We start from the raw sequence: 24632 nt of genomic DNA, 5'->3' as shown, positions 1-24632 counted from the left end.
AAACCGTAACAGGATTGTACTTCAATTCATTGAAACTTCAATCGTCACGCGGCCCACATTTTATGGTATTTTGCAATTCACCTCAGGTCAGAAGCAATCTCCCGGCACCCTAACCCACCCTTCCATAATAATCCGCGCGCTGCGGCTCATGATGGCTTTGGTGGCGGTCCACTGGCCGCTCACTTCTTTGGCTTCCGCGCCCACACCCAGGGTTCCCGACGGGTGACCGAAGGTGACTTCGGTGCGGTCTCCGCCACCGGCGGCCAGATTCACCAGCGTTCCGGGAATGGCGGAAGCGGTTGCGATGGCTACGGCGGCGGTGCCCATCATGGCATGGTGGAGCTTGCCCATCGACATGGCACGAACCAGCAGATCGATATCCGATCCGCTGATCTGTTTACCGCTCGAGGACACGTAATCCGCGGGCTTGGCCACAAACGCCACTTTCGGCGTGTGCTGGCGATTGGCGGCTTCTGCCACATCCTTGATCAGGCCCATTTTCACGGCACCGTGAGCGCGGATGGTTTCAAACATGGCCAGCGCTTTGGGGTCGCTGTTGATGTCGTTCTGCAGCTCAGTGCCTTTGTACCCGATATCTTCGGCGTTCACGAAAATGGTGGGTATGCCGGCGTTGATCATGGTGGCTTTCAATGTGCCCACACCCGGCACTTCCAGGTCGTCGACCAGATGACCAGTGGGGAACATGGCACCTTCGCCATCGGCGGGGTCCATGAACTCGATTTTCACTTCCGCCGCCGGAAAGGTCACGCCATCCAGCTCAAAATCACCGGTTTCCTGCACTTCACCGTTGGTGATGGGGACATGGGCAACGATGGTTTTCTGGATGTTGGCCTGCCAGATCCGGACCACGCAGGTGCCGTTTTCCGGGATGCGGTCTTTCGCGACAAAGCCACCGTTGATGGCAAAGGCACCGACAGCTGCGGTCAGGTTGCCGCAGTTGCCGCTCCAGTCCACGAAGGGCTTGTCAATGGATACCTGACCAAACAGGTAGTCCACGTCATGGTCCGGCTGGGTCGGTGCCGCCAGGATGACCGTTTTACTGGTACTGGAGGTGGCGTTGCCCAGGCCGTCGATCTGTTTCTCGTAGGGGTCCGGGCTGCCGATGACTCTCAGCAGGAGTTTGTCGCGGGCTTCACCGGGGACCTGACAGGGTTCTGGCAGGTCTTGTAATCGGAAGAACGCGCCTTTGCTGGTGCCGCCACGCATGTACGTGGCGGGCACTTTGATCTGCGGGGCGTGCATCATGCCGCCCCCTCAGATGCCAGGAAGTTCTGGGCAAAGCGCTGCAGTACACCGCCAGCGGCGTACACGGTCACTTCTTCCGCGGTCTCCAATCGGCAGGTCACCGGTACCCGATCCACTTCGCCGGTCTTGCGGTGGATGACCAGTTCCAGCTTGGCGCCGGGTGCCGGGGTACCTTCTACGTCGTAGGTTTCTGTACCATCCAACTGCAAGGTGTTGCGGGTGGTGCCTTCCTCAAACTGCAGGGGCATTACGCCCATGCCGATCAGGTTGGTACGGTGGATGCGCTCGAACCCTTCAGCGGCAATCGCTTCCACTCCTGCCAGTGCAACGCCTTTGGCGGCCCAGTCACGAGACGAACCCTGGCCGTAGTCTGCACCGGCGACAATGATCAGAGGCTGCTTGCGCTCCATGTAGGTTTCGATGGCTTCCCACATGCGCATGACCTTGCCTTCTGGCTCCACACGGGCCAGAGAGCCCTGCACTACTTCGCCGTTTTCGTCCCGAACCATTTCGTTGAACAGTTTCGGGTTGGCCAGGGTGGCACGCTGGGCAGTCAGGTGGTCACCACGGTGGGTGGCATAGGAGTTAAAGTCTTCCTCCGGCAAGCCCATCTTGTGCAGGTACTCACCAGCAGCCGAGTCCATCATGATGGCGTTGGACGGCGACAGGTGATCCGTGGTGATGTTATCGGGCAGGATGGCCAGCGGGCGCATGCCCTTAAGCTGACGTTCAGCCGCCATGGTGCCTTCCCAGTATGGAGGACGACGGATGTAGGTGGATTGCGGGCGCCACTCGTACAACGGGCTCTTGGCCTGTTCGACGGCGTCCAGGTTGAACATCGGGATGTACACCTGCTTGAACTGCTCGGGTTTGACGAATTCACCGACGATACGATCGATTTCTTCATCCGACGGCCACAGGTCTTTCAGAGTGACCGGCTTGCCGTCTTTGTCATAGCCCAGGGCGTCTCTTTCAATATCAAAGCGTACGGTTCCGGCAATGGCGTAGGCCACAACCAGCGGCGGCGACGCCAGGAACGCCTGCTTGGCGTAGGGGTGAATCCGGCCGTCAAAGTTACGGTTACCGGACAACACCGCCGTTGAGTACAAGTCGCGATCGATGATTTCTTTCTGGATTTTCGGGTCCAGCGCACCCGACATGCCGTTACAGGTGGTGCAGGCGTAGGCCACGATACCGAAGCCGAGCTTTTCCATTTCCGATAACAGTCCGGCTTCTTCCAGGTACAGGCGGGCAACCTTGGAGCCCGGTGCGAAGGACGACTTCACCCACGGCTTGCGGACCAGACCCAGCTCGTTGGCTTTCTTGGCCACCAGACCGGCCGCCACCACGTTGCGGGGGTTGGAGGTGTTGGTGCAGGACGTAATCGCAGCAATGATCACCGCGCCATCCGGCATCAAGCCTTTTTTCTCTTCTTCCAGTGCCTTGTCCAGGTTCACGGCTATGCCGCGATCGTGCAGGTCGGAAGTCGCAACACGGCGGTGCGGGTTGGACGGGCCAGCGACGTTGCGGACCACGGTCGACAGATCAAATTCCAGCACGCGCTCGTACTGGGCTTCGGTCATTTCGGTCGCCCACAGGCCGGTTTCTTTGGCGAAGGTTTCGACCAACTTGACCTGCTCGGGCTCGCGGCCGGTCAGCGTCAGGTAATCAATGGTTTGCTCGTCGATGTAGAACATCGCAGCGGTGGCGCCGTATTCCGGCGTCATATTGGAGATGGTGGCACGGTCACCGATGGTCAGGCTGGATGCGCCTTCACCGAAGAATTCCAGATAGGCGCCAACCACACGTTCCTTACGCAGGAACTCGGTAATCGCCAGCACGATATCGGTGGCAGTGATGCCCGGCTGGCGCTTGCCAGTGAGTTTGACACCCACGATATCTGGCAGGCGCATCATGGAGGGCTGGCCCAGCATAACGGTTTCGGCTTCCAGACCACCCACGCCCACAGCAATAACACCCAGAGCATCAATGTGCGGGGTGTGGCTGTCAGTACCTACGCAGGTGTCTGGGTAGGCAATCGGGTGGCCGTCTTCATCCGGGCGGTTCTGGATCACCGGAGACATTTTCTCCAGGTTGATCTGGTGCATGATGCCGTTACCCGCCGGAATCACATCGACGTTGCGGAACGCCGTGCGGGTCCAGTTAATGAAGTGGAAACGGTCTTCGTTACGGCGATCTTCGATGGCACGGTTTTTCTCGAACGCATCCGGATCAAAACCCGGGGCTTCGACCGCCAGGGAGTGGTCCACGATCAATTGGGTTTGAACGACCGGGTTCACCTTGGAAGGATCCCCGCCCTTCTCTGCGATGGCATCACGCAGGCCGGCCAGGTCTACCAGGGCAGTCTGGCCTAGGATGTCGTGGCACACCACACGCGCAGGGTACCAGGGAAAGTCCAGGTCACGGCGGCGCTCGATCAGCTGCTTCAGGGAATCGGTCAGGGATTCCTTGTCACAACGGCGCACCAGCTGCTCGGCCAGGATCTTGGAGGTATACGGCAGTTTGGCGTAGGAGCCGGGCTGAATGGCTTCGATGGCCTGCCGGGTGTCGTAGTATTCCAGGTCCGCACCTGGTAACGGCTTTCTGTATTCAGTGTTCATAACAATCAGCTCCGCTTCTCGATCGGCAACCATTCCTGGTGTTCCGGGCCGGTATAGTCCGCACTCGGGCGGATGATCCGGTTGTTGGCGCGTTGCTCTTTAACGTGGGCAGTCCAGCCAGATACCCGGGACATCACGAAGATGGGGGTAAACAGCTCGGTGGGGATACCCATGAAATGATAGGCAGACGCGTGGAAGAAGTCAGCGTTGCAGAACAGCTTCTTCTCACGCCACATGACTTCTTCGCAACGGACGGAAACCGGGTACAGCACGGTGTCGCCCACTTCCTTCGCCAGCTTTTCAGACCACTGTTTGATGATGCCGTTGCGGGGGTCGGAATCTTTGTAGATGGCGTGGCCGAAGCCCATGATTTTCTCTTTGCGCTCAAGCATGCCCATCAGGCCGGCCTCGGCTTCTTCCGGGGTCTGGAAGCGCTGGATCAGCTCCATGGCGGCTTCGTTGGCACCGCCGTGCAGCGGACCACGCAGGGAGCCAATGGCGCCGGTAACGCAGCTGTGAATATCCGACAGCGTTGAGGCGCACACGCGGGCGGTAAAGGTAGAGGCATTGAATTCGTGTTCGGCGTACAGGATCAGCGATACGTTCATCACTCGCTCGTGCAGCTCGCTGGGCTTCTTGCCGTGCAGCAGTTCCAGGAACAGACCACCAATGGAATCGCACTCGCTGTTAGCAGTATCAATGCGCACGCCGTCGTGGGCGAAACGATACCAATAGGTGATGATGGCCGGAAATGTGGCCAGCATGCGGTCAATCTTGTCGTCCTGCTCGCTGAAATCGTTTTCCGTTTCCAGGTTACCCAACATGGAGCAGCCGGTACGCATCACGTCCATCGGATGGGCGTTGCTCGGGATTTGCTCCAGTACCAGTTTCAGTGCGTCTGGCAGGGAGCGCAGGCTTTTCAGCTTGGTTTTATAGGCATCCAGCTCTTGCTGGGTAGGCAGCTTTCCACGCAGCAGCAGGTAGGCCACTTCTTCAAACTGGGCATTGGCCGCCAGGTCTGCAACATCGTAACCACGGTAGGTCAGGCCAGCGCCGGTTTTGCCAACGGTACACAGAGCAGTTTCACCCGCTACCTGGCCACGCAGGCCTGCTCCGCCTAGTTGTTTTGCTTCAGCCATGTTGGTCTCCCATAATTTCTGTTTTTTTGAATTTTGGTTATCAGTCTTTTTTCTGAGCGAACAGCTGGTCCAGCTTTTGTTCGAAGTCGTGGTAGTTCAGGAAATCGTAGAGCTCCATGCGGGTTTGCATGAGGTCGACTACGTCTTTCTGGTCGCCCTTGTCCAGGATGTTCTGGTACACCGCCAATGCGGCTTTGTTCATGGCGCGGAAGGCGCTGAGCGGGTACAGGACCATGGCGGCACCGGCTTCGGCCAGCTCTGCCCGGTTGTACAGGGGCGTCGCGCCAAATTCGGTGATGTTGGCCAGAATCGGGGCATCGATGGCTTCAGCAAATGCCTTGTAGTCAGACAGTTCGTGCACCGCTTCGGCGAAGATGGCGTCGGCGCCGGCTTCGATGCAGGCTTTGGCACGGTCAATAGCGGCTTCGAGGCCTTCTTTCTGGAACGCATCGGTGCGGGCGATGATGAAGAAGTCATCGTTCTCGCGAGCGTCAACCGCGGCTTTGATGCGATCAACCATTTCGTCTTTGGAAACGATTTCCTTGTTCGGACGATGGCCACAACGCTTCTGGGCAACCTGATCTTCGATGTGAACTGCAGCCGCGCCGGCACGTTCCATTTCACGGATGGTGCGGGCAATGTTGAGTGCGCCGCCCCAGCCGGTGTCGATGTCGACCAACAGCGGTACGTCGGTTGCTACGGTGATGCGGCGTACATCTTCTACTACGTCGTTCATGCTGGTCATGCCCAGATCCGGCAGGCCATAGGAGGCATTCGCAACGCCACCACCAGACAGGTAAATGGCCTGGTGCCCTACCCGCTCCGCCATCATGGCGGCGTAGGCGTTGATGGTGCCAACGATTTGCAGGGGCTGATTTTCTTTCAGGGCCTTACGGAAACGGGCGCCGGGGGAGAGCTTGTTAGCCATGGTCAATTACCTCTCTGATCAGATTGTTAACACGCCTTGCTGAATTTTTTGTTCAATATTCTGGCGTGCAGCGTTGATGTGTCTCTTCATAAGAAATTCGGCGAGCTCACCATCACGCTGGGCGATGGCTTCGACGATACGGCGGTGTTCGCCCAGCGCCATGTGCGGGCGCCCGGCAGAGGTGCTTAACCGGTAACGATACATGCGCACCATGTAGTAAAGATCACCCAGTAGCATCTGGGCCAGTTTGGTGTTGCGGCTGCCGGTGGCAATGCGATGATGGAAGTCGTAATCGCCTTCGGCCTGGTAGTAGGCCTGGCCCTGGGCTTCTTCGATCATTTTCTCGTGGCTGTCGAGCGTTGCCTGAAGGTCGCGAATCTCCTCATCGGTCATTCGCTCGGCCGCCTGCCTGGCCGCAAGCCCTTCCATCACTTCTCGAATTCGATACAGTTCGATCAGCTCATCGGCGCTGACAGATACTACTTTGACGCCAGCATGAGGCCTCCGGACCAGCAGACCACGCGACTCCAGACGCCCCAGCGCCTCACGCAGGGGGCCACGGGTAAGGTTGAACCGGGAGCACAACTCCACTTCACCGATTTTTTCGCCGGGCGCGAGGTCACCGATCACAATGGCCGTTTGCAGACAATCAAATGCCTCATCGGCGCGGGTCAACGATTGAATAACAGGCTGGCTCATATAGTTGTTAACAATATCTGCTGGAATTAGATGAAAACTACGCCCAACACCATGGATTGTCAACAATGCAAGATGCGGAGTTAGACTATTTGCTGACAAAAGCCACGGCAACCCTTACGCCAGACCAAGCCACCCCTCCCCCTCCACCGGTAACTCCGGTAAACTCCCGGCTACGACTTCCTCCGATCAAATTCAAAGGACGCACACATGATCAAGAAGTGCCTGTTTCCCGTGGCCGGCTACGGCACCCGATTCCTCCCCGCCACCAAGGCCATGCCCAAGGAAATCCTTCCGGTTGTTAACAAGCCACTGGTTCAGTACGGGGTTGAAGAGGCCTCAGAGGCGGGTATCCATGAATTCGGCTTCGTAACCGGTCGCGGCAAACGTGCCATCGAGGATCACTTCGACATCAGCTACGAGCTGGAGCACCAGATTGCGGGTACCGGTAAAGAAGGCCTGCTGACCTCCATTCGCGACTTGATCGACAACAACTCTTTCGCCTTTACCCGTCAGAGTGAAATGAAAGGCCTTGGCCACGCCATTCTGACTGGCCGCAATCTCGTGGGCGACAATCCGTTTGCCGTGGTGTTGGCGGACGATTTCTGCGTAGGCCCTGAAGATGGTGACGGTGTACTCACCCAGATGGTGAAGCTGTACAACCAGTTCCGCTGCTCAATTGTGGCGATTGAAGAGGTGCCCCAGGACGAAACTCACAAATACGGCGTGATTGCCGGCGAGTCCATGAAAGATGGCCTGTACCGCATTACCGACATGGTGGAAAAACCGGCCCCGGAAGATGCGCCCAGCAATCTGGCCATCATCGGCCGTTACATCCTGACTCCGGACATCTTCGAGATCCTCGAACGCACGCCTCCCGGCAAGAACGGTGAAGTGCAGATTACCGACGCGCTGCTGGAGCAGGCTAAAAATGGCTGTGTACTGGCGTACCAGTTCAAGGGCCAGCGCTTTGATTGCGGCAGCATTGATGGCTTTGTAGAGGCCACCAATTACGTTTATGAGAATATCTACAAGAAAGGCAAGTAAGGTGAACGGGGCTTCCCAGCTCCGCTGCTAACGGCCCAAAAGCTGCAACACCATGCGCCGGTTGTCTTCCGTAGCCTTGCGGAACCGGCGCAAAAGCTCAGCCTCCTCATCGGACAACTGAACCCGGCTGATCTCCCGCTCCAACTCATCCAGCGCTACCGTCAGATCATTGCTGTTGCTAAACGCCAGCCCCGGCAATTCCAGCTGACCGGTATCAAACTCTTCCTCTTCCATCACCGTGTCCTTGAAAAGTTAGCTGGAAAAGTGAATCAATCCGGAAATGTATCGTATCTATAGCTTTGCACACAATCTGCCTATACTGAACCCGGAACACCAACGAACAGGAACTCTATGGTCACCCTGGATGCAGATAATGCCTGGAAGCTTATACTCAGCGCCATTAACCGCAGTAATGTGACACTGCCTGTGCCTGGCAGCGATCAGCCTGCGCTTCGGCTGAACGGCAAAAGCTGGGAGCTCGTAGAGCAGGCAACGGAAGACGTCCGAAATCTGCTTTCACTGTTTCTGCCCTTGTGCCAGCCGATTCAGAGCGAGTCCGGCACCCGTGTCATCGGCCAGCTTGGCCAAAGCCTCGACGGCCGTATTGCCACTGTTACCGGGTGCTCACGTTTCATAAACGGGGACGATGGCATCACCCATCTGCACCGCATTCGCGCTCTGTGCGATGCTGTCGTGGTAGGTGCCGGTACCGCAGTAACCGATAATCCACGCCTGACGGTACGCCGAACTCAGGGTGACAATCCGGTTCGGGTCGTGATCGACCGCAAGCGCAGGGTGCCGGCTACACACCACCTGTTTACCGATGGCGAAGCACCAACGCTGCACCTGGTTGGTGGTGAGTATGACCCCGCGAAAAAGCCGGACGAAAACGGCCTGGTGACGACCATTCCCTGCCTGGGAGATCCTGCCAGCCAGGCTCAGGCGCACCCTGAGCTCATTTTGCGGGTGCTGCGAGATGCCGGTTTACACAAGGTTTTCATAGAGGGCGGCGGGGTGACCGTATCGTCGTTTCTGAAGGCTGGCTTGCTCGATCGGCTGCATGTCATGGTGGCTCCGATGATCATTGGCAGCGGTCGCCCGGCGTTTTCCCTGCCCGAAATTGACCAGTTGGATGAAGCCCTTCGGCCCAGGGCGCAGCTGATCAATCTGGGCAGCGATATGCTGTTTGATTTGGCCTTTGACACCACGGCTTTCTAGGCCCCGCCCTGCACCGGGCATCAGGTTTTCCGGAGCAGCATTAAGGCACCTGGCAGGCTGGCCAGAAAAATCACCGCACCATAGCCGACACTGATCGCCACGCCCTGCTCCGCCGGCAAACCAGCAGCTGGCCATAGCATGGCGGCCACGCCCTCACGAACGCCCCAGCCTGACACCGTAATAGGCACGACCATGGCCAACAGAAGCACCAGGCTCAGCGCGGCGACCAGTGCCAGCGCATTAAAACTCTCCGCCAGCCCCATGCCAACGGCAATCAAAGCGAACACCAGCAGATAGCTGGCGAGCACCGCAAGCGACGTTGTCAGTTGTACGCCGCCATTGCGCCAGCCCGCAAAGGCCCGATGCACATCTGTGCCCACCCGGCGCACGTAGCGAAAGATTGCCAAGCCCCTGTCACTGACCAGCAACACCCAGATGACAATGCCAAGCAGCAAGGGAAGCCACAACCAATAGGTGTCGCTCAGAGACACCCCCACGGGCACCTCCGCAGCCCTGAATTGTCCGCTTGCCCACAAGGCGCCCATCACCAGAATCACAAGAGGGACAAGCACCAGTTGGCCAGACAACCGCTCAAGTGCGACGGCATGAATAGCCGGCAGATGCCCGGAGCGCTCTGGCCCGCCCTGCCCGTGCACTTTGCTGTGCCGCCAGGCGCGATTCACATCCCCCACCACGCCGCCCGGCAATACCTGATTCAGAAAACTCGCCAGATAATACTCCCTGACCGCGAAGCCCATAGGAATACCCACGCCCAGGCGGTCAGCAGTAAAGCGCCAGCGCCAGGCCGACAGCACCACCTGAATGACTGAAACGCCCAGGGCCAGGACAACAAACCCTGGCGGAATTGAGCCAAGCCTGGATGCCAGCGCAGGCAAATCAAGGAAGGCAAGCACCAGGCCAAGCAGAACCAGCGTTGTTAGCCAACGCAGTGCCAGTTTTGACCAGGCCCGGCGAGGTGCCGTCAACGGTCTTGTGCTCCGGGTAGTGCCAGCAGATCCAGGTGAGCAACCGTTACCGTCAGAGCCTGGGCAGCCAACTGTGCTCGCCGGTCTTGCAGCCACTGCTCAATCACGTTGGCGGCACCAGCATCCTGCTCAATGGCAGCCTTCGCCCAGCCAGTCATTAACAGGTCGATCAGTGCCGTATCGTTGCCACTCTCACCCAGATGCCAAGTGCTGTTTGCCAGCTGGACATGAAACCCGGCGGCTTGCAGCTGTCGTTCCAGCACACCGGTCGCCTCCGGCCCCAACGCTGCGCCACTGCCCTTGTCGCCGTGTTGGTGGCGATTCACCAGCTCCCTCACCACCCTATCCGAAGGGTGCGGGGGTATGAGGTCAAAGTGGCCACTGTAACTAAGCACTACCAGCACCGCTGAACGCCGGCGCGCAATGGCCACTGAAAAGGCCGCCAGCCAGTTATCCGACACCAGATCGATGAGTGCGGAGGCGGTCACCAGATCGACTTCCGTCGGCAGCACTTCATCAAGGTTGTTTGCGGTCAACTCAACACAAAGGGATTCAGCTGTTACGTCCAGAGCCTTTACCCGGCTCATGGCGGCCTGAAGCAAACCGTTGTCTGGCTCTACCAACGTCCAGCACTGTGGTTCTGGGAGGCGGGGAATCAGGTACGCCGGGTTGGAGCCACGGCCGGTGCCGATATCGACACACTGCAGGGGACGCGGCGAGGCTGAGGCGCCGGCCACTGGCGCCTCACGGTGCCGGCCCGTCAGCCACTGCCCCAGGGTATCGGTCAGCATTTGGCTTCTGGCGGCATGGTCTGCCCGCTCGCGGGTTATCAGCCAATGTTCAGAAAACCGGGCGGGGTCATCGTGCTCGCTGCACTCCATGCCTTCAAGAAAATCGCGTGCGGTATCGGACCACCGGCGAATACCATGCCGGGAGGCCATTGCCTGTTGGGTCAATAACGACAAAACCGATGGCTTGGTGAGCAGAGCACGCAACTGGTCAGCCAGCTCGGAGACACTGCCCGCCGGGTAAGTACATGCACCAGGCTTTCTGGCGGTCAACGCGAGGGCGCCACCATCAGAGGACAGCACCGGCAAACCGCCGGCCAGCGCCTCATCGATGACCATCCCGTAGCCTTCATAGAGCGACGGAAACACAAACAGATCGGCATTGCCGTAGGCCCTGGCGATGCCTGGCCCATCAAGCTCACCCACTAACTGAATTCGCTCGGCCAGCCCCGCCTCCGCAATGGCTGTGTTCACCCGGCCGGCATAATCCGGATCTCGGTCTTGCGCGCCAACCAGAGTGCACTGCCAGGGTAGGTCCGCCAGCGAGTGCAACGCCTCTACCAACTGGCACTGAGCCTTACGGGCGGACAGGTGGCCGACGCACAGCAATCGTGTTTGCCGCGCTTCCCCCTCATCAGGCCATGTTCGGTTAATCTCAAAAAACACATCGTCCACCGCCGGTTGCGCCGTCACAATTCTGGAAGCCGGCACAGCGTAGGCCTGTTCAACCCGTGCAGCGGTGTATGTACTGGTGGTAAACACTCGGCCCACTTGCGCAAGCGCAAGGGTTTCGGCTTGCTGGAACCAGGCTTGTTGAGCCTCACTCAACCCGGTCTCATCAGCCAGAGGATGATGCACCAGCGCCATCAACTGCAACCGGGACCGATGGCGCTGCAACACCTCGGGCATGGCGCCCATCGCCAGCCCATCAAGAACGACCCGCGTACCCTCCGGCAACGAAGCCAGAAACTCATCCATGGCCTTTTCAGCCGCTTGGTCAGGCTGAGGAAAGCGCCCGGCCAAGCCCTTGATCCGTGCCTCCGTGCCCACTTGATTCAATGCCGCCACCAAGCGGCGAACGTAGCGGTAGCCACCGGTGTTCTGGCCCGGATCACCGGGCACGACAAACCAGAGTTCAGATGCCAGCATGGTAACTGGCCCAGGCCAGGTGCGATTCGCCCAAGGTGACTTTGAGGCTGACGATGCCTTTGCCGTCTTCACCTAACCGGCCTTCGTGTATCGCCGCAGCCATGCGATCAAACACCGCCTTCGCCATAAATTCGGTGGTGGTGTTGCGGCCCTTGAATTGAGGCAGGTCGTCCAGGTTTTTCATGTTGAACTCCCCCAACACCTGCTTGAGCACCTCCGAGGCCAGGCCGATATCGACAATCAGGTCATCACTATCCAGAACATGGCGCTCGAAGGTCACATCCACCACGTAGGTTGCGCCGTGCAGCCCCTGCGCCGGGCCAAAGAGTTCACCGGTAAAGCTGTGGGCAATCATCATGTGATCGCGAACGGTCAGGCTGAACATAGGTCTTCCTTTTCAGTAAATGATTCGATGACAGAGGGCATCCGCTGAGGATGAAAACAGGCTATCGGCAACGTCTGGTAACTGGCGGAAATGGCACTCGCCGCTGATCAGCACATCCAGTTCCGGAGCCTTTAACAGTGACAATGCCAGGTTCAATCGCCGCTGGTAACTCCAGCGTGGTTGCCTTGCCGGAGGAATCTGCCCCACCTGACTGGATTTCAACTCCAGGCGGTTGGGATGGAAAGCGTGGCCGAGAGGCACGGTAACCGTTGCATCTCCATACCAGCTGAGCTCAACGATGCGCGCGTCTTGTCCTGCCATGGAAAGGGCAGACTCAAGGCCACGGCTATGGCCAGAGGCGTGGATCACCAAATCACAATCCCGGGCCGTCGCCTCGGTAGCAAATGGCAACCCCAGGGCCTCTGCGGCGGCTCTCCGGGCCGGATTGGTATCAACTGCCAACAAGTCTACCCCCGGAATCTGCCGGACCAGCCAGGCGGATAACAAGCCGACTACCCCCAGGCCAACCACCGCCACGCGATCGCCCACCGCTGGCTGGGCATCCCACAGACCATTGATGGCGGTTTCCATATTGGCGGCCAGAACTGCACGTTCCGGCGGCACACCCTTCGGCAGAATGGTCACAGCGCTGGCGGGCACCCGATAGCACTGCTGGTGCGGATACAAACAGAACACTCGTTGCCCCAGGAGGGATTCCGGGCCCTCAGTAACCTCTCCCACATTGGCATAGCCGTACTTGACCGGGAAAGGAAAGCGGCCTTCCTGCCAGGGCGCCTGCATGCGCTGGTATTCACCGGGTGGCACCCGATTGTTGAACACGAGGGATTCAGTGCCGCGGCTGACACCGGAAAACAGTGTTCGCACCGTGACCATGGAGCCCTCCGTGCACTCCACCTCACTGAACGTAGCGGGCCTGAGCTCACATTGACCGGGGCCGGTCACCCAGAATGCCTGATTGGCAGGTGTGGTCATAAACAGTCCATTAGCAGGTTGGCTCCGTAAGCAAAGAAACACAGTCCGGGCTATAGTCACATAATGCGCTACCCACGCACCAGAAAGGCTATACGGAAACGCAACGATATGGATTCGATTCAACCGGTTTCAAATCAGGTTCCCGGCACAGTCAAAGAGCTTGGCTGGGCCGTGGTTTTACTGGCGGGCGTATCACTGACAATCGCGCACTGGTTCCGCCTGCCAGGCACTTTCCTGATGGCAGCCGGCGTATTGTTTCTGGTTCAGGGCGGCCTCATTCTGGCCTGCTGGCCTGCGGCCCGGCCGTTTGGTTGGGCGAATCGCACCACGCTTTTGCGTTCTGTGCTGGTGATTCCTCTGGTGGCCTGGGCGCCTTTTCTGTCGTCGTCCGGCTCGGCAGACCTGTGGTTCTACGCTGTGGCATGTTTCGTGGCGCTGGTTCTGGACGGTGTCGATGGCAAGGTAGCCCGGGCCACCGGCAGTCACAGTGATTTTGGTGCCCGTTTTGATATGGAGCTGGATGCCCTCTTCATTCTGGGCCTGTGCTTTGCCATGATCGCGCTGGATAAGGCCGGGGCATGGGTGCTCACCCTGGGATTAATGCGGTACTTCTTTATCGCCGCCAGCTCGATGTTTCACTGGCTTAATCATCCGTTGCCCGACAGCTTCCGGCGTAAAACCGTGTGCGTGTGGCAAGTCGTAACGCTGATGATTGCCATCATCCCCCCAATTCCATCCGGCTTCGCCAATTTGACCCTGGCCATTGCCCTGCTGCTGTTGGTCTGGTCGTTTTATCTGGATGTTCGCTGGCTCTATGCAAGGAGACTTCATCATGAACACTGATTTCATCAAAGCCACCGCCGCCGCCGTGATAATGGCCAGCTCCACGGCCGTTGTTGCCGAACCTGCAACGTTTAAAGTGGACGACGAACACTTCTCCATGAGCTTTGAGATCATGCATATTGGCTATGCGCCGGTGATGGGCATGTTCCGGGAGGTTGCAGGGGAATTCGTCTACGACGAGGAAACCGGAGAGCTGTCATCCGGCCAACTGGTCTTCAAAGCCAACAGCGTGTTCACCAATCACGACAAGCGGGATGATCATCTGCGCAACAAAGACTTCCTGAACACCGGCCAGCATAAAGACATTACCTTCTCAGTAAGTGGTTTCGAGCGCACCGGCGACAACACCGGCATTGTAACCGGTAATCTGACACTCCTCGGCCAGACCAATCCTGTTAACGTGAAGGTTACGCTGAATAAGGCTGCAGACTATCCCATCGGCCATAAAGACTACACACTGGGCATCAGCGCTTCCGCTGTGATCCAGCGAAGCGACTGGGGTATGACCTACGGGCTGGACCAGGAACTGGTCGGCGATGAGGTCACACTTCGGTTCGGTTTCGAGGCCATCAAGGACTCGGGCTGGTTCTGAAAACGTGACCAAGGTCACACATGACCGGAAAAGTGACGAATTGTAAGACAAGTTTTTTGCCGTTTTCGACAATCACCGTCTATGGTTGTTTATTGATCAACACCGAGCCAACAACAATAACGGGTGATTAACATGCCTTACAAGGCACTGCTGGCCGTCGCGGCAATGGTGGCAGGCGTTTCCGGAACCATCTGGCTTTTATCCGCAGAGAATAACGGCCAGTTCAGTGCGCTTATGCCGGATAACGAGCCAAAACCATTGCCTGCGACCCGCACGCGGAACACCCCACTGTCCGCCGGTGGCGACAGCTCCCGAACCACTACTCAAGGACCTTCCGACAACGCATTAGGGTTCATGCTGGCCAGTGTTGCCGATCAATACCAGCAGACCATCCGGTACCCCGATTATTCCGTGCCCCTGTCCGCCGCCCAGGCTGACGCCTATCAGGGCAACCGATATCACCCGGTGGACTTGCCCCTTGAAGGGGACGGCCAGTTTACCGTCAGCCTCGACAAATTCCGCTTCACCCGCGGGGAAACCATCGTAGTGGTTGCCGCCCTCAGTGGTCGCCAGACGTTCGGCAATACGCTGTCAGCCACCCTGGAAACGGCAAGTGATCAAAAGCCTGCAGCGTCCACGGTGCTGAAAGCAGCAGAATCCGCTGGCTACTATGAAGGCACCCTCAGCTCAGATCACGAACCCGGCGAATACCGGCTGATCGTGGAGGCCCAGGTGGACGGCCGCCCGGTTCGCCATGCATCGTCGCTAACCATAGAACCACATCTAGGGGACTTTGAGGGGCTGGGGACACCCTACATCTCCGGCAATGATCTGGTTATCCCCGTTGATTTTTCACCTGAATCCAGTGGTTATTACGCGCTCTCCGCCCAACTCTACAATGGCCAGCAACCTCTGGCGCAACTGCAGGCAGAGACCTCTATGGGCGGCAGCAGCGGTACCTTTCAGTTACGCGCCCATGGCAGCGTGATTGCCAACCACACCATCAGTGGCGCGCTTCAGCTTCGCCATCTGCAAATCCGCCAGTTGCCAGCCAGGCCAGGTGATCGTACCCACTATGCCTTTGGGCCTGACGAAGGCTATGAATTTTCCCCGCCGGACCTCGACAAACTCCGTGATGAACCGGCGGTGAACCCCGAATCAGAGCAAAGAGCCGCGTTGCTTCAGCAGCTGGCTGACAAGTTCTGATAACCAAAATAATAAAATCGGAAAGAACGGAGAACGAAATGATTAAGAACAAAGAGCAATGCCTGAGGAAAACAACACTATCGCTGGCCCTGGCTGGCACCCTGTTCACCGGAGCCGCTCAGGCGCAACTGGCCGGGCATAATGTGATCCTGGTGCATGGGTTCATGATGGATGACCTATCTAATCCGCCAGCCAACTTCCAGGACGTGCAGCAAGCCGGGGAAGATAACTGGCGGGATTACTGGCTAAACCGCTCGGAGGCCCGCATCGACTGGGCAAGCGATGGCAGAGTCGAAGGGAAAATTGCACAGCAGGCCTACCAGCAACTTCGACAGATCAGCCAGCAAGGCCTCTGCAATAACTACTGCATCCTGGTGACCCACTCAACAGGCGACCTGGTAACTCGACACATTCTGGAGAATCAAGCTCGCTGGCTTCAGGCTGATGGCCTTCAGCCTTTGAAGATCCTGACCGTGATGGATCTGGCCGGGGCTGGCGGGGGGACTGAGCTGGCAGACCTTGCCGTCAGTGTTGCCTACAACGACAGCTGGTATAACTGGCCGGTCAAGGCCGCAGTAAAAGCGTTCACCGGCATAGACCCGCAACCCGATAAACTCGGAGTGGTGAACGACCTGCAAACCAACGTCGCCCGAAACCTTGCGGTTAACCCGAATGCCATTCCCCGGCTCAGATTTGTAGGGGGCGGTTCATCCTATGGCGGCATCACCAAACCGTTCATTGATGGAACTGACGATGGCGTTGTGCCCACCCACTCCGCTTGCGGTGCAACCTCGGCACAGGGCATTAACTCTTGCTCAAACAACCTGAGCCTTGCAGGAAAGGTATCTGGCCAGAATGGGCCTTCAGGCCTTTACTACAACCACTACCCGATCCTGATGAGCGAGGGAGCAAATCACGGTGATGTGATCAATAACCAGACCGGCAACACCGCCGTTCCTGTGGTGAACAACACGGTATTGGGTGGCCTGCTGGTAGACTTCGCCAGCCGCAGCTACAACAAGCGCGCCTGGTGGCAACTGTGGGGTTCCGGCGACCGGTACCTGGAAGTACCCAACTCCAGCCAGACCAGCTTGTCGAACCTGCTTTACACCACGCTTAACAACTAAATCAACGATGATTGACGGGCTCAGGGATGAGCCGCTACCCCTCGGTTTTCGCTGCTTTATTTTTTAGTTCCCTAACTATAAATTGAACGGGTCTGCCCTCCGCACCCCATGACCTGGTTCAAAAATGTCTGACGCCCATAAATCGGATCTGTTACTGGTTTTAGTCACCTTGTTGGCCGCTATGGGCTGGATGTTTTCCAAAGAAGCCGTCTTGATGATGCCGCCGCTGATGTTCATGGCTGCGCGATTCCTGCTCGCCGGCGGTGTGCTTGCCATTATTGCGCTGCCTTCACTGTTTCGTCTGAGCCAGGATCAGATTCTGCGAAGTATCGGTGTGGGAGCCGTGTTCGGCATCGCGATGACCTGCTGGATCATGGGATTGTTCCATGGCGACAGCATGGGGGAAGGTGCCTTTTTAACCAGCCTGGGTGTGGTGATCGTGCCGATCATCGCCCGCATCGTGTTTGGTGAAGCGCAGCCGCTGAGCACCTGGCTGGCCATACCCATTGCCGTCTCTGGGCTGGCCCTGCTGTCACTGGAAAACGGATTCCGGCCAGATCCCGGCCAACTCTACTTTGTGGCTGCGGCCTTTATTTTTGCGCTCTACTTCACTCTAAACACTCGGGCCGCCAACCAGCGAACTGTCGTGAACAAGCAGGGTAAAACCATCGAGAAAAAACGGGTGCCCGCCCTGCCCCTCACCGCTATGGCGTTGCTGACCGTAGGCACGGTTACCCTGGCAGAATCGGCCATCAGTGAGCCCTGGGCTCCCACCCTGGCCAACCCACAACCCATTCTGTATATGTGGGTGCTGGCCAGCGCCGTCATCGCCACCGCTGGCCGTTTTCTGCTGCAAACCTACGCACAGAGCCTGTCGGTGCACAGCCACGGCGTTGTGATTCTGGTACTGGAGCCGGTATGGGTTGCCCTGTTCGCCGCTGGCTGGTTTGGTGAAACCATGGGCCCCCTTCAACTCGCTGGCTGCGGCCTGATTTTCGCGGCACTTCTGGTGAATCGATGGAACGCGCTCAGCCGCGCCCTCAAAGGGCTTCTGAAAGCAAAAAATACGACGGAAAGAGGTTGACCAGGCGGGGTGAAATCCGTATATTTCCACCCCGTTGCAGGCATAGGACCATAGCTCAGTTGGTTAGAGCGCTACCTTGACATGGTAGAGGTCCCCAGTTCGAATCTGGGTGGTCCTACCAATCCTGCAAATAAAAGCCGCTTACAGCCTTAGCTGAGTGGCTTTTTTTGTTTCTGAGCAACGCAATTCAGATCCGCCCTGTCAGCTAATCCTGGCCACAAAAAAGCCCCGCCATTTTCACAGCAGGGCTCATTCAAGGCGTCAATGCCTACCGGGAATTACCCCCGTGCTTTGCGGCGTGCGACACCGAAACCTACCAGGCCAAGGCCCAGCAAAGCCAGGGAGCCAGGCTCAGGTACCTGTACCGTTCCGCCGGTTACAACCCGCAAGTTGTCATAGCCAATACTGTCGCCTAAGGCACCATCATCAGAAATCACGATGGACGTGATATCCAGTGCGTCACTCAGAACACCCATGAAGTACATGTTGTTCGGCTGAAAATTAGCGGCATAGGAGCCGTATGATCCAAGCAGACCGTTTGTACCATAGGCAGAGATGGTGATGTCGTTGCTGCCATCGGGGTTATAGAAGTCGATGATATCCAGCCCAAAACCCGACACGGCAGACTGGAAACTAATGGTGAACGTGCCGCTACCGGAATTGTTCAGCAGATAGTTCGACGCCGCGTGGGCACCCTCACCTGAATTTAGCGGCGGAGTGGATGTATTACCCTGGCCAGGGCCCGCGCCGTAAGTGATTCCGCCAAAGGAACCGGTGGTGGACATGGAAAAACCGCTGTACTGGTTGCTGTTCAAAGCGCCCAGAGCGTGATCATCAAAATTGAAAACACTGATGGTGCCACCGTCCAGTGCGACCTGATTGGCGAAATCAACAGAATTGGTGGTCGGTGAGTTGGTGAACCCGATCAAACCTGCACTTGCCGCCGAACTCATTGCTGCTGCCGCAACGCCAGCAACCAACATGGGTGCTACTTTTTTGAAAAACATGAACTATTCCTTGTGTAGTGAACATCTTACGAGGCATTCCCGCTGCTCAATTCACCTGGAACATCTTTCTCAACCTTCCAGGCCCTCTGAAAGCAGCACGCTCGATAAGCAAATTCCATTCCCTTTAAAAATTACCATGTATTTTCAATTTATTAGGAATAACACCCAATCTCTCAACCTCTTAAACTGTAAATAACTTCGACGCATACTCGGCTTTTCGAGCAAATGCTCGTTACCAATCCTCTTTCTCTTTATCCTCCTCTTCAAGCTCGGCTTTTCGTTTGCGAATCTTTTCCAGCTTGTCTTTGGGAATCTTCATGTTGGCGCTGTCTCTTAGAAACAAAAGACTGCCAACGATCAGGGCAAACGCAGCGACGATAAACAGCCATCCAATCAGTGGCATGTTGCGGCTCCTCTATTCGGGTTCGCCTTCAGTCTACACCCAGTTGCCGGAACCAGTAACTCACACTGGCTGGATCCGCCCGGTTGACCAGAACGGGGTCAAACAGTGGCCGGGCGCCGGCGCTCCCAAGACGGGCGGCCACATCAATGCCAAAGGCACAGAAGCAGGGATAGTCCCGGTCGCCCAGCGCCAGTACCGCGAAATCTTTGTTGCGGTAAGCGGTAAGAAAGCCATCACCATTCGCCCAGCCATCACCCGTTCTGGGGCTGTCGCCATTCCCTGTTGTGCTGGCGATCACCAGCAGGGCTTTGCCCGGTATCGCGGCTTCCGCCAGCCGATTGAGCTCTGTGATGGTGGCACTTGCGCCTTTACCGCTGAGCTTACGGGCCGTGATCTTGGCCAGTTGTCGGGCGGTACCGGTTTCCGTGGCGTAGACAATCAGGTAGTCACTGGGGCCAGCCGGGCCGGCCGGTCGGATTTGACGGCGATAGCGCAGCAATATCACGCAATATCCAGCCATCGCCGTAATCGCAACGGCTTTTCGGCCGACATCGAATGCGTCCAGGTTCACAACCACCAGTATGGCGGCCATCAGGGCCGCCATCATCGCGTTTAACCACAACATTACAACGGCAGCACTTCCAGGGTTGCGCTGTAACTCAGCCGCCGGGAAGCGTTTTTGAGTTGTTTGGCAGGAGCCTCGGTTTCTGCTTCCAGCCAGTAGATACCCGGCTCTGGCCACACAACCTCGACCCTGCCCTCGGCGTCTGTGGTCAGGCGGATTTCTTCCACCTGGTCCCGGTAACGAATGCCATCACGGATCAACAGAACAGCCAGTCCCTCTGCGGGCTTGCCGTCCAGGTTAAAACGAAACACAGTGGTTTCCCCACTAAACAAGTCATTCGGGTGGGTATCCGGCAACAGCTCCAGCCCTTCTCCGGTGGGGCTAAAACTGTCAACCGTGGGCGCACCCTTGGTAACAAACACCTGCATTCGCCGATCAATTTCACTCAGGCGAAGGCTTTCTGCAGCAGCCGGAATCCCTGCAACCTCGTCGGCGCTCCCCATCCAACGATGGCGTTTACCGTCCAGCTCGTAAGAGCCAGAAATGCCCTGATTATGGATTTCGAAGGTATAGGTGCCGTCCTCTGTGAGTTCCGCATCAAACATCGACCGGTATTTTCCACTGGCCTTGTTTTGGGCCTCAACCCGCGCACCGCTGGGGCTTCGGATCTCAAGTTTGTCCAGATTCAGCGGATGATGCTCGAAATAGAACAGGCTATTGGACACGGCTCCGTCCACCGTCACCCATGCGTTTTCACCGGAAAGCACGGTGGCCGAGGGCAGCATCCAGGCCCGGTGTGCGTGAACGCTGGCGGCGCTGGCCAGGCCAATGACGAGTGCAAGAGTGGTGGAAATGGTTTTAACGTTCATGGTTGAGAATTCCTTGTCAGTCCGGTCGGGTTGATGATCAGGGCTTGATGGTTACAGCGACGGCACCCAGCTCAGTGCTGCCACTGGCGGAATATCCGGTCGTTTCGGAGGCGGGCCAACGGATCGGGACTCGCACGACTTCCCGGCCACCCACCTCCCGGGCAGCTTCGACAGCCAGGGTATAGTCACCGGCCGACAGACGATCCAGCCTTTGGTCTTCCGCCTCAAAGCTGACAGCGTGCATGCCCGGTGCGCGTGTAGCTCCGCTGAAGGCGTCCACCGGCATATCGAGGCTGCGGCCACTTCTCCGCCACCAGAGACGAAGGTCTTTCAGCCATTTATTGCCTTCGTTGTTGCGCATGTCGTGGTCGTACCACACCGCCAGATCCAACTGATGCTGACCTTTGCTGTCTTCCAACCAGACGGCAACGTAAGGGCGATGGTATTCGGCCACCTGCAACTCGGGGATCTCCACTTCCACGGACAGGCTATCCGCCAACGCCAGGGTCGGCGCTGCCAGCAACATGGCATAGAGAGGGCTTCTTATTCGGTTCACGGTCTTTGTCCTCAATGAATGGTCAATACGGCCAGCAAAACCGGTATCAGCAAGCCCAGCCCGGCCACCGGCCAGATACCGGCACGCTCCCGGGCATGCAGCCAGAGAAGGCCGAAGCCCGTCAGGCAGAACACCAGGCACACCACGGCGAAAGCATCGATAAAACCCTGCCACCAAACGCCGGTGTTCCGGGCTTTGTGGAGGTCGTTGGCCCAGGCAATCCAACCCCTGTCAGTGTGCTCGTAAAGCAGTTCACCAGACTCCAGGTACAGGCTCAGCCAGGCGTCACCACCCGGTCGGGGAAAGGCTATATAAAGCTCCGTTTCACTCCACTCAGCCTGGCCTCTGCCCAGGGCAATCCCCTGTTCACGCGTCAACCATTGACCCAGTGCTGACGGCAATTCCGCTGGTGGGTTGGCGGCGAGCAACCGGAGCTCCTGAAGCACCGGTCCCGGCACCATGGCCTGTATTTCCGTTACCCGGGTATTGGCCGGAATATCCGCCGCGTGGTTAAGCGTGACACCGGTAAAGGTGAACAAAATCAGGGCCGGCAAGGCCAATGCAGAACTGACCCAGTGCCAGCGCAACAGGGTTTTAAGCCAGTGGCTGCGATCTATGGCGCAATCCTGTTGCGCGCTGCCGGCCGTGGTCTCTGGTGTGCTTTCCATGGTGTATCCGAGTGATTCGGGACGTTGAGGCTGGAAAGCCTAGACAATTATCAAATGCAACTCAATACGCTTTACGATTACTTTACACACGTTAATGCGAATTATTCTTGTTGAGTGTTGCGATAATTTCATTTAGGCTTGCCCTCCGAAATCGACAGGAATCCACCAGGCAGATCCGTCTAAAAAGGAAAGACCACGTGACCAAGTTTTCGAAGACCTCACTCGCCCTCGCAATTACCGGCTTTGCTGCCGCGTCTCAGGCTCAGACCGTTCATCAGCTCGAAGAGCTGGTGGTCAGCGCCTCAGGTGTGGAGCAGAAAATCACCGATGCCCCGGCATCCATCACGGTTATCCGTAAGGAGGAGCTGGACAAGAAACCCTACGCAACACTGCTGGATGCCGTGCGTGAGGTGGAAGGTGTGGACGTTGGTGAGACCACCGACAAAACCGGTCAGGGCGGCATCAGTATTCGAGGCATGGGTGCGGACTACACCTTGATCCTGATCGACGGCAAGCGCCAGAACAACATCGGCGACATCTACCCGAACAATTTCGGCGGCAACCAGTTCAACCACATCCCCCCCAAAGAGATGATCGAACGCATCGAGATCATCCGCGGCCCCGCTTCCACTTTGTATGGTGCTGATGCCCTCGGCGGTGTGATCAACATCATCACCAAAAAGGTGAGTGACACCTGGACAGGCTCACTTTCACACAGCCGTACCTTTGAGTCAGACGACGACTTCGGTAACGATGACACCACCGAGTTTACCGTGGCCGGGCCCTTGATCGAGAACCGTCTGGGGTTAGCCCTCCGCGGAAGCCTTTACAACCGGGACGCTTCTAACCCCCAGTACGATCCGGGCATTGATCCGAATGGCAACCAGGTTCCACGGGAGCTCGGATTTGGCGGTGGTGGCCGTACCGTCGATAACGAAAACACCAACCTGGGCGCGCGGCTGGACTACCAGGTCACCGACAACCAGAGCCTGACCTTTGATTACGAAACCTCGAATCAGACCTACGACAACAAGCCGCAGGATGGCGACAACCCGCTGGGCACAACCGACAGCATAGATCGGCTGCCGCGGGCGGGCTACGCCCTGGAACAGGAGTTCAAACGCCAGCAGGCCTCTATCCGCCATCAAGGTGAATGGGGATTCGCCAACAGTGATATCTACCTGCACCACATCGAGACCAGCAATGATGGCCGCACCCTGCCCTTGACCGCGGTGGAGCGCTTGCAATACGAGCAAATCAAAAACAGCGCAACCGACGCCGAGATCGAAGCGACTTTTCTACCCCGCCCGAAGCGGGTTTTGGAAACCCGCCAAACCACCCTCAACCTGAAGTTTGACTCCCTGGTAGGCGATCACTTGCTGGTCTACGGCGGTGAGTATATTGATGCGGAAATGGAAGATGGCACCTTCGGTATGACCGGTGCCGGATTCAGCGATGGCAAAACCCAGCCCCACCGGCAGTGGGCGGTGTTTGTCGAGGACAACTGGGAAGTTACCCGGGCTTTCACCCTCACCGGTGGTGTGCGCTATGACCACCACAACATTTTCGACGGCAATGTCAGCCCACGGCTCTACGGCAACTGGGATATCAGCCCGGAGTGGAGCCTGAAGGGCGGTGTCAGCACGGGTTACAAAGCCCCCAAGGCAAGCGACCTGTACGAAGGTATTACCGGCTTTGGTGGCCAGGGCACCCGGCCCTTTGTGGGCACTCCGGATCTTGAGCCGGAAACCAGCGTCAATAGTGAGCTGGCGGTGTACTACCGGCACCCGGAGGGGCACAACGCCAACCTGACGGTGTTCTCCAACCAATTCAAAGACAAAATCGAAAGCGGCGGCTCGATTCTGCATTGCGACGATGCCAATGCGAACCCCGCCAACTGCGTTAATCTGGCACCGGAGTGGAACCAGCTACTGGGAGACGGTTACGAATTTGGCCAGGAAGTGAACGTCGACAAAGCCGAGATCAACGGCGTGGAAATCGCTGGCCGCTACTGGATTCTGGACACCCTTTCCGTTCGGGCGAACTACACCTACACCGACGCCGAGATCAAAAGTGGCGACAACCGTGGTCAGCCTCTGGCGGGTACTGCCAAACATATGGCAAACGCGACGCTGGACTGGCAGGTGACCCCGCAATTCAACACCTACCTCACTACCGAGTTTCGTTCCAAGCGCTACACCAGCACCCCGCGCGGCTGGGATGACAGTATCGACTACCCCGAATTCTACAAGGACTACACCATCCTGCATTTGGGCGCCCAATACACGGTCACCGATAATCTGGTGATCAGCGCACGGGTGAACAACTTGCTGGATGAAGATTTCACCGGTTACAAAACCGTCTACACGACCGATGATGGCGGCGCGACCTACAATGCCAACTACATTGACGACTACAACGTAAAGGCCAAAGCCCGCAACTACTGGTTGTCTGCAACTTTGAGCTTCTGATCAGCCCGCCTCCCCTATAAGGCCG

Annotated in this window: 24 protein-coding genes and 1 tRNA gene; 9 read left to right on the top strand and 16 right to left on the bottom strand. The window is 57.6% G+C overall.

Annotated features, from left to right (window positions below; translation table 11 throughout):
- Window positions 1-87 precede the first annotated feature (87 nt).
- Genes prpF through QPL95_RS02520 form a run of 5 tightly spaced genes read right to left on the bottom strand, consistent with a single transcriptional unit; the run spans window position 88 to window position 6653 of the window.
- Window positions 88-1266, bottom strand: coding sequence for a 2-methylaconitate cis-trans isomerase PrpF (prpF, locus tag QPL95_RS02540; RefSeq protein WP_303289424.1), 1179 nt, complete (start codon window positions 1264-1266; stop codon window positions 88-90).
- Window positions 1263-3887: a Fe/S-dependent 2-methylisocitrate dehydratase AcnD gene (acnD, locus tag QPL95_RS02535; protein WP_303289423.1), complete on the bottom strand. Its 2625-nt coding sequence runs from the start codon at window positions 3885-3887 to the stop codon at window positions 1263-1265. Before acnD ends, prpF begins: the two co-directional genes overlap by 4 nt.
- A gap of 5 nt (window positions 3888-3892) precedes the next feature.
- Window positions 3893-5026: a 2-methylcitrate synthase gene (prpC, locus tag QPL95_RS02530; protein WP_303289422.1), complete on the bottom strand. Its 1134-nt coding sequence runs from the start codon at window positions 5024-5026 to the stop codon at window positions 3893-3895.
- 40 nt (window positions 5027-5066) lie between these two features.
- Window positions 5067-5954, bottom strand: coding sequence for a methylisocitrate lyase (prpB, locus tag QPL95_RS02525; protein ID WP_303289421.1), 888 nt, complete (start codon window positions 5952-5954; stop codon window positions 5067-5069).
- Between the two features lie 18 nt (window positions 5955-5972).
- Complete coding sequence (locus QPL95_RS02520) at window positions 5973-6653, bottom strand: GntR family transcriptional regulator (protein ID WP_303289420.1); 681 nt, start codon at window positions 6651-6653, stop codon at window positions 5973-5975.
- Window positions 6654-6860: 207 nt separating this feature from the next.
- Here QPL95_RS02520 and galU point away from each other — a divergent pair, with 207 nt between their 5' ends.
- A complete protein-coding gene (gene galU / locus QPL95_RS02515; protein WP_303289419.1) occupies window positions 6861-7697 on the top strand; it encodes a UTP--glucose-1-phosphate uridylyltransferase GalU in 837 nt (278 codons plus the stop codon).
- Between the two features lie 27 nt (window positions 7698-7724).
- Here galU and QPL95_RS02510 read toward each other — a convergent pair whose 3' ends face one another.
- Complete coding sequence (locus QPL95_RS02510) at window positions 7725-7931, bottom strand: hypothetical protein (RefSeq protein WP_303289418.1); 207 nt, start codon at window positions 7929-7931, stop codon at window positions 7725-7727.
- Between the two features lie 117 nt (window positions 7932-8048).
- Here QPL95_RS02510 and QPL95_RS02505 point away from each other — a divergent pair, with 117 nt between their 5' ends.
- Window positions 8049-8915, top strand: coding sequence for a RibD family protein (locus tag QPL95_RS02505; protein ID WP_303289417.1), 867 nt, complete (start codon window positions 8049-8051; stop codon window positions 8913-8915).
- A gap of 20 nt (window positions 8916-8935) precedes the next feature.
- On the opposite strand, the gene QPL95_RS02500 is transcribed toward QPL95_RS02505, so the two are convergent.
- From QPL95_RS02500 to QPL95_RS02485, 4 genes are read right to left on the bottom strand one after another with little or no spacing between them, the layout of a single operon-like run.
- Window positions 8936-9901, bottom strand: a complete 966-nt coding sequence (locus QPL95_RS02500) for a lysylphosphatidylglycerol synthase transmembrane domain-containing protein (protein WP_303289416.1) — start codon at window positions 9899-9901, stop codon at window positions 8936-8938.
- Window positions 9898-11838, bottom strand: a complete 1941-nt coding sequence (locus QPL95_RS02495) for a glycosyltransferase family 4 protein (RefSeq protein ID WP_303289415.1) — start codon at window positions 11836-11838, stop codon at window positions 9898-9900. Before QPL95_RS02495 ends, QPL95_RS02500 begins: the two co-directional genes overlap by 4 nt.
- Entirely contained in the window at window positions 11825-12223 is a 399-nt protein-coding gene (locus QPL95_RS02490) for a 6-carboxytetrahydropterin synthase (RefSeq protein WP_303289414.1), read from the bottom strand. Before QPL95_RS02490 ends, QPL95_RS02495 begins: the two co-directional genes overlap by 14 nt.
- Window positions 12224-12235: 12 nt before the next feature.
- On the bottom strand, window positions 12236-13216 hold the full coding sequence (locus QPL95_RS02485) for a zinc-binding alcohol dehydrogenase (RefSeq protein WP_303289413.1): 981 nt from the start codon (window positions 13214-13216) through the stop codon (window positions 12236-12238).
- 108 nt (window positions 13217-13324) lie between these two features.
- Between QPL95_RS02485 and QPL95_RS02480 the strand changes: the two genes are divergently transcribed.
- The 6 genes from QPL95_RS02480 (at window position 13325) to QPL95_RS02455 (ending at window position 18189) form a co-directional block, all read left to right on the top strand.
- On the top strand, window positions 13325-14059 hold the full coding sequence (locus QPL95_RS02480) for a CDP-alcohol phosphatidyltransferase family protein (RefSeq protein WP_303289412.1): 735 nt from the start codon (window positions 13325-13327) through the stop codon (window positions 14057-14059).
- Window positions 14049-14651 (top strand): YceI family protein, encoded by a 603-nt coding sequence (locus QPL95_RS02475; protein ID WP_303289411.1) that lies wholly within the window; start codon window positions 14049-14051, stop codon window positions 14649-14651. Before QPL95_RS02480 ends, QPL95_RS02475 begins: the two co-directional genes overlap by 11 nt.
- A 132-nt stretch (window positions 14652-14783) precedes the next feature.
- A complete protein-coding gene (locus QPL95_RS02470; RefSeq protein WP_303289410.1) occupies window positions 14784-15857 on the top strand; it encodes a hypothetical protein in 1074 nt (357 codons plus the stop codon).
- Window positions 15858-15895: 38 nt separating this feature from the next.
- Complete coding sequence (locus tag QPL95_RS02465) at window positions 15896-16984, top strand: hypothetical protein (protein WP_303289409.1); 1089 nt, start codon at window positions 15896-15898, stop codon at window positions 16982-16984.
- A 124-nt stretch (window positions 16985-17108) separates the two neighbouring features.
- Complete coding sequence (locus QPL95_RS02460; RefSeq protein WP_303289408.1) at window positions 17109-18068, top strand: DMT family transporter; 960 nt, start codon at window positions 17109-17111, stop codon at window positions 18066-18068.
- Between the two features lie 44 nt (window positions 18069-18112).
- Window positions 18113-18189: transfer RNA gene (locus tag QPL95_RS02455), tRNA-Val, on the top strand.
- A 157-nt stretch (window positions 18190-18346) separates the two neighbouring features.
- Here the strand turns inward: QPL95_RS02455 and QPL95_RS02450 are convergent.
- From QPL95_RS02450 to QPL95_RS02425, 6 genes are all read right to left on the bottom strand, one after another.
- On the bottom strand, window positions 18347-19075 hold the full coding sequence (locus QPL95_RS02450) for a PEP-CTERM sorting domain-containing protein (protein ID WP_303289407.1): 729 nt from the start codon (window positions 19073-19075) through the stop codon (window positions 18347-18349).
- A 232-nt stretch (window positions 19076-19307) separates the two neighbouring features.
- Entirely contained in the window at window positions 19308-19478 is a 171-nt protein-coding gene (locus tag QPL95_RS02445) for a DUF2897 family protein (RefSeq protein WP_303289406.1), read from the bottom strand.
- 28 nt (window positions 19479-19506) lie between these two features.
- Window positions 19507-20103, bottom strand: a complete 597-nt coding sequence (locus tag QPL95_RS02440) for a flavodoxin family protein (protein ID WP_303289405.1) — start codon at window positions 20101-20103, stop codon at window positions 19507-19509.
- On the bottom strand, window positions 20103-20912 hold the full coding sequence (locus QPL95_RS02435) for a DUF4198 domain-containing protein (RefSeq protein ID WP_303289404.1): 810 nt from the start codon (window positions 20910-20912) through the stop codon (window positions 20103-20105). The genes QPL95_RS02440 and QPL95_RS02435 overlap by 1 nt, the downstream gene beginning before the upstream one ends.
- A 37-nt stretch (window positions 20913-20949) precedes the next feature.
- Window positions 20950-21468 (bottom strand): DUF2271 domain-containing protein, encoded by a 519-nt coding sequence (locus QPL95_RS02430; RefSeq protein ID WP_303289403.1) that lies wholly within the window; start codon window positions 21466-21468, stop codon window positions 20950-20952.
- Between the two features lie 11 nt (window positions 21469-21479).
- Window positions 21480-22136: a PepSY-associated TM helix domain-containing protein gene (locus QPL95_RS02425; protein ID WP_303289402.1), complete on the bottom strand. Its 657-nt coding sequence runs from the start codon at window positions 22134-22136 to the stop codon at window positions 21480-21482.
- A gap of 197 nt (window positions 22137-22333) precedes the next feature.
- Here QPL95_RS02425 and QPL95_RS02420 point away from each other — a divergent pair, with 197 nt between their 5' ends.
- Window positions 22334-24607, top strand: a complete 2274-nt coding sequence (locus QPL95_RS02420; RefSeq protein WP_303289401.1) for a TonB-dependent receptor — start codon at window positions 22334-22336, stop codon at window positions 24605-24607.
- The last annotated feature ends 25 nt before the right edge of the window (window positions 24608-24632 follow it).

The sequence above is a fragment of the Marinobacter sp. SS5-14b genome, assembly GCF_030541005.1.
GTDB lineage: Bacteria > Pseudomonadota > Gammaproteobacteria > Pseudomonadales > Oleiphilaceae > Marinobacter.
This window is presented reverse-complemented; position numbering and strand designations above follow the sequence as displayed.

What these genes read in the sequence shown, in the direction of transcription:
- galU (WP_303289419.1), top strand. Translation starts at nt 6,861, where the DNA reads ATGATCAAGAAGTGCCTGTTTCCCGTGGCCGGCTACGGCACCCGATTC.
- QPL95_RS02475 (WP_303289411.1), top strand. Translation starts at nt 14,049, where the DNA reads ATGAACACTGATTTCATCAAAGCCACCGCCGCCGCCGTGATAATGGCC.
- QPL95_RS02495 (WP_303289415.1), bottom strand. Translation starts at nt 11,838, where the DNA reads ATGCTGGCATCTGAACTCTGGTTTGTCGTGCCCGGTGATCCGGGCCAG.
- QPL95_RS02445 (WP_303289406.1), bottom strand. Translation starts at nt 19,478, where the DNA reads ATGCCACTGATTGGATGGCTGTTTATCGTCGCTGCGTTTGCCCTGATC.
- prpB (WP_303289421.1), bottom strand. Translation starts at nt 5,954, where the DNA reads ATGGCTAACAAGCTCTCCCCCGGCGCCCGTTTCCGTAAGGCCCTGAAA.
- QPL95_RS02425 (WP_303289402.1), bottom strand. Translation starts at nt 22,136, where the DNA reads ATGGAAAGCACACCAGAGACCACGGCCGGCAGCGCGCAACAGGATTGC.
- prpC (WP_303289422.1), bottom strand. Translation starts at nt 5,026, where the DNA reads ATGGCTGAAGCAAAACAACTAGGCGGAGCAGGCCTGCGTGGCCAGGTA.
- acnD (WP_303289423.1), bottom strand. Translation starts at nt 3,887, where the DNA reads ATGAACACTGAATACAGAAAGCCGTTACCAGGTGCGGACCTGGAATAC.
- QPL95_RS02505 (WP_303289417.1), top strand. Translation starts at nt 8,049, where the DNA reads ATGGTCACCCTGGATGCAGATAATGCCTGGAAGCTTATACTCAGCGCC.
- prpF (WP_303289424.1), bottom strand. Translation starts at nt 1,266, where the DNA reads ATGATGCACGCCCCGCAGATCAAAGTGCCCGCCACGTACATGCGTGGC.
- QPL95_RS02490 (WP_303289414.1), bottom strand. Translation starts at nt 12,223, where the DNA reads ATGTTCAGCCTGACCGTTCGCGATCACATGATGATTGCCCACAGCTTT.
- QPL95_RS02520 (WP_303289420.1), bottom strand. Translation starts at nt 6,653, where the DNA reads ATGAGCCAGCCTGTTATTCAATCGTTGACCCGCGCCGATGAGGCATTT.
- QPL95_RS02460 (WP_303289408.1), top strand. Translation starts at nt 17,109, where the DNA reads ATGTCTGACGCCCATAAATCGGATCTGTTACTGGTTTTAGTCACCTTG.
- QPL95_RS02510 (WP_303289418.1), bottom strand. Translation starts at nt 7,931, where the DNA reads ATGGAAGAGGAAGAGTTTGATACCGGTCAGCTGGAATTGCCGGGGCTG.
- QPL95_RS02450 (WP_303289407.1), bottom strand. Translation starts at nt 19,075, where the DNA reads ATGTTTTTCAAAAAAGTAGCACCCATGTTGGTTGCTGGCGTTGCGGCA.
- QPL95_RS02440 (WP_303289405.1), bottom strand. Translation starts at nt 20,103, where the DNA reads ATGTTGTGGTTAAACGCGATGATGGCGGCCCTGATGGCCGCCATACTG.
- QPL95_RS02480 (WP_303289412.1), top strand. Translation starts at nt 13,325, where the DNA reads ATGGATTCGATTCAACCGGTTTCAAATCAGGTTCCCGGCACAGTCAAA.
- QPL95_RS02470 (WP_303289410.1), top strand. Translation starts at nt 14,784, where the DNA reads ATGCCTTACAAGGCACTGCTGGCCGTCGCGGCAATGGTGGCAGGCGTT.
- QPL95_RS02485 (WP_303289413.1), bottom strand. Translation starts at nt 13,216, where the DNA reads ATGACCACACCTGCCAATCAGGCATTCTGGGTGACCGGCCCCGGTCAA.
- QPL95_RS02465 (WP_303289409.1), top strand. Translation starts at nt 15,896, where the DNA reads ATGATTAAGAACAAAGAGCAATGCCTGAGGAAAACAACACTATCGCTG.
- QPL95_RS02435 (WP_303289404.1), bottom strand. Translation starts at nt 20,912, where the DNA reads ATGAACGTTAAAACCATTTCCACCACTCTTGCACTCGTCATTGGCCTG.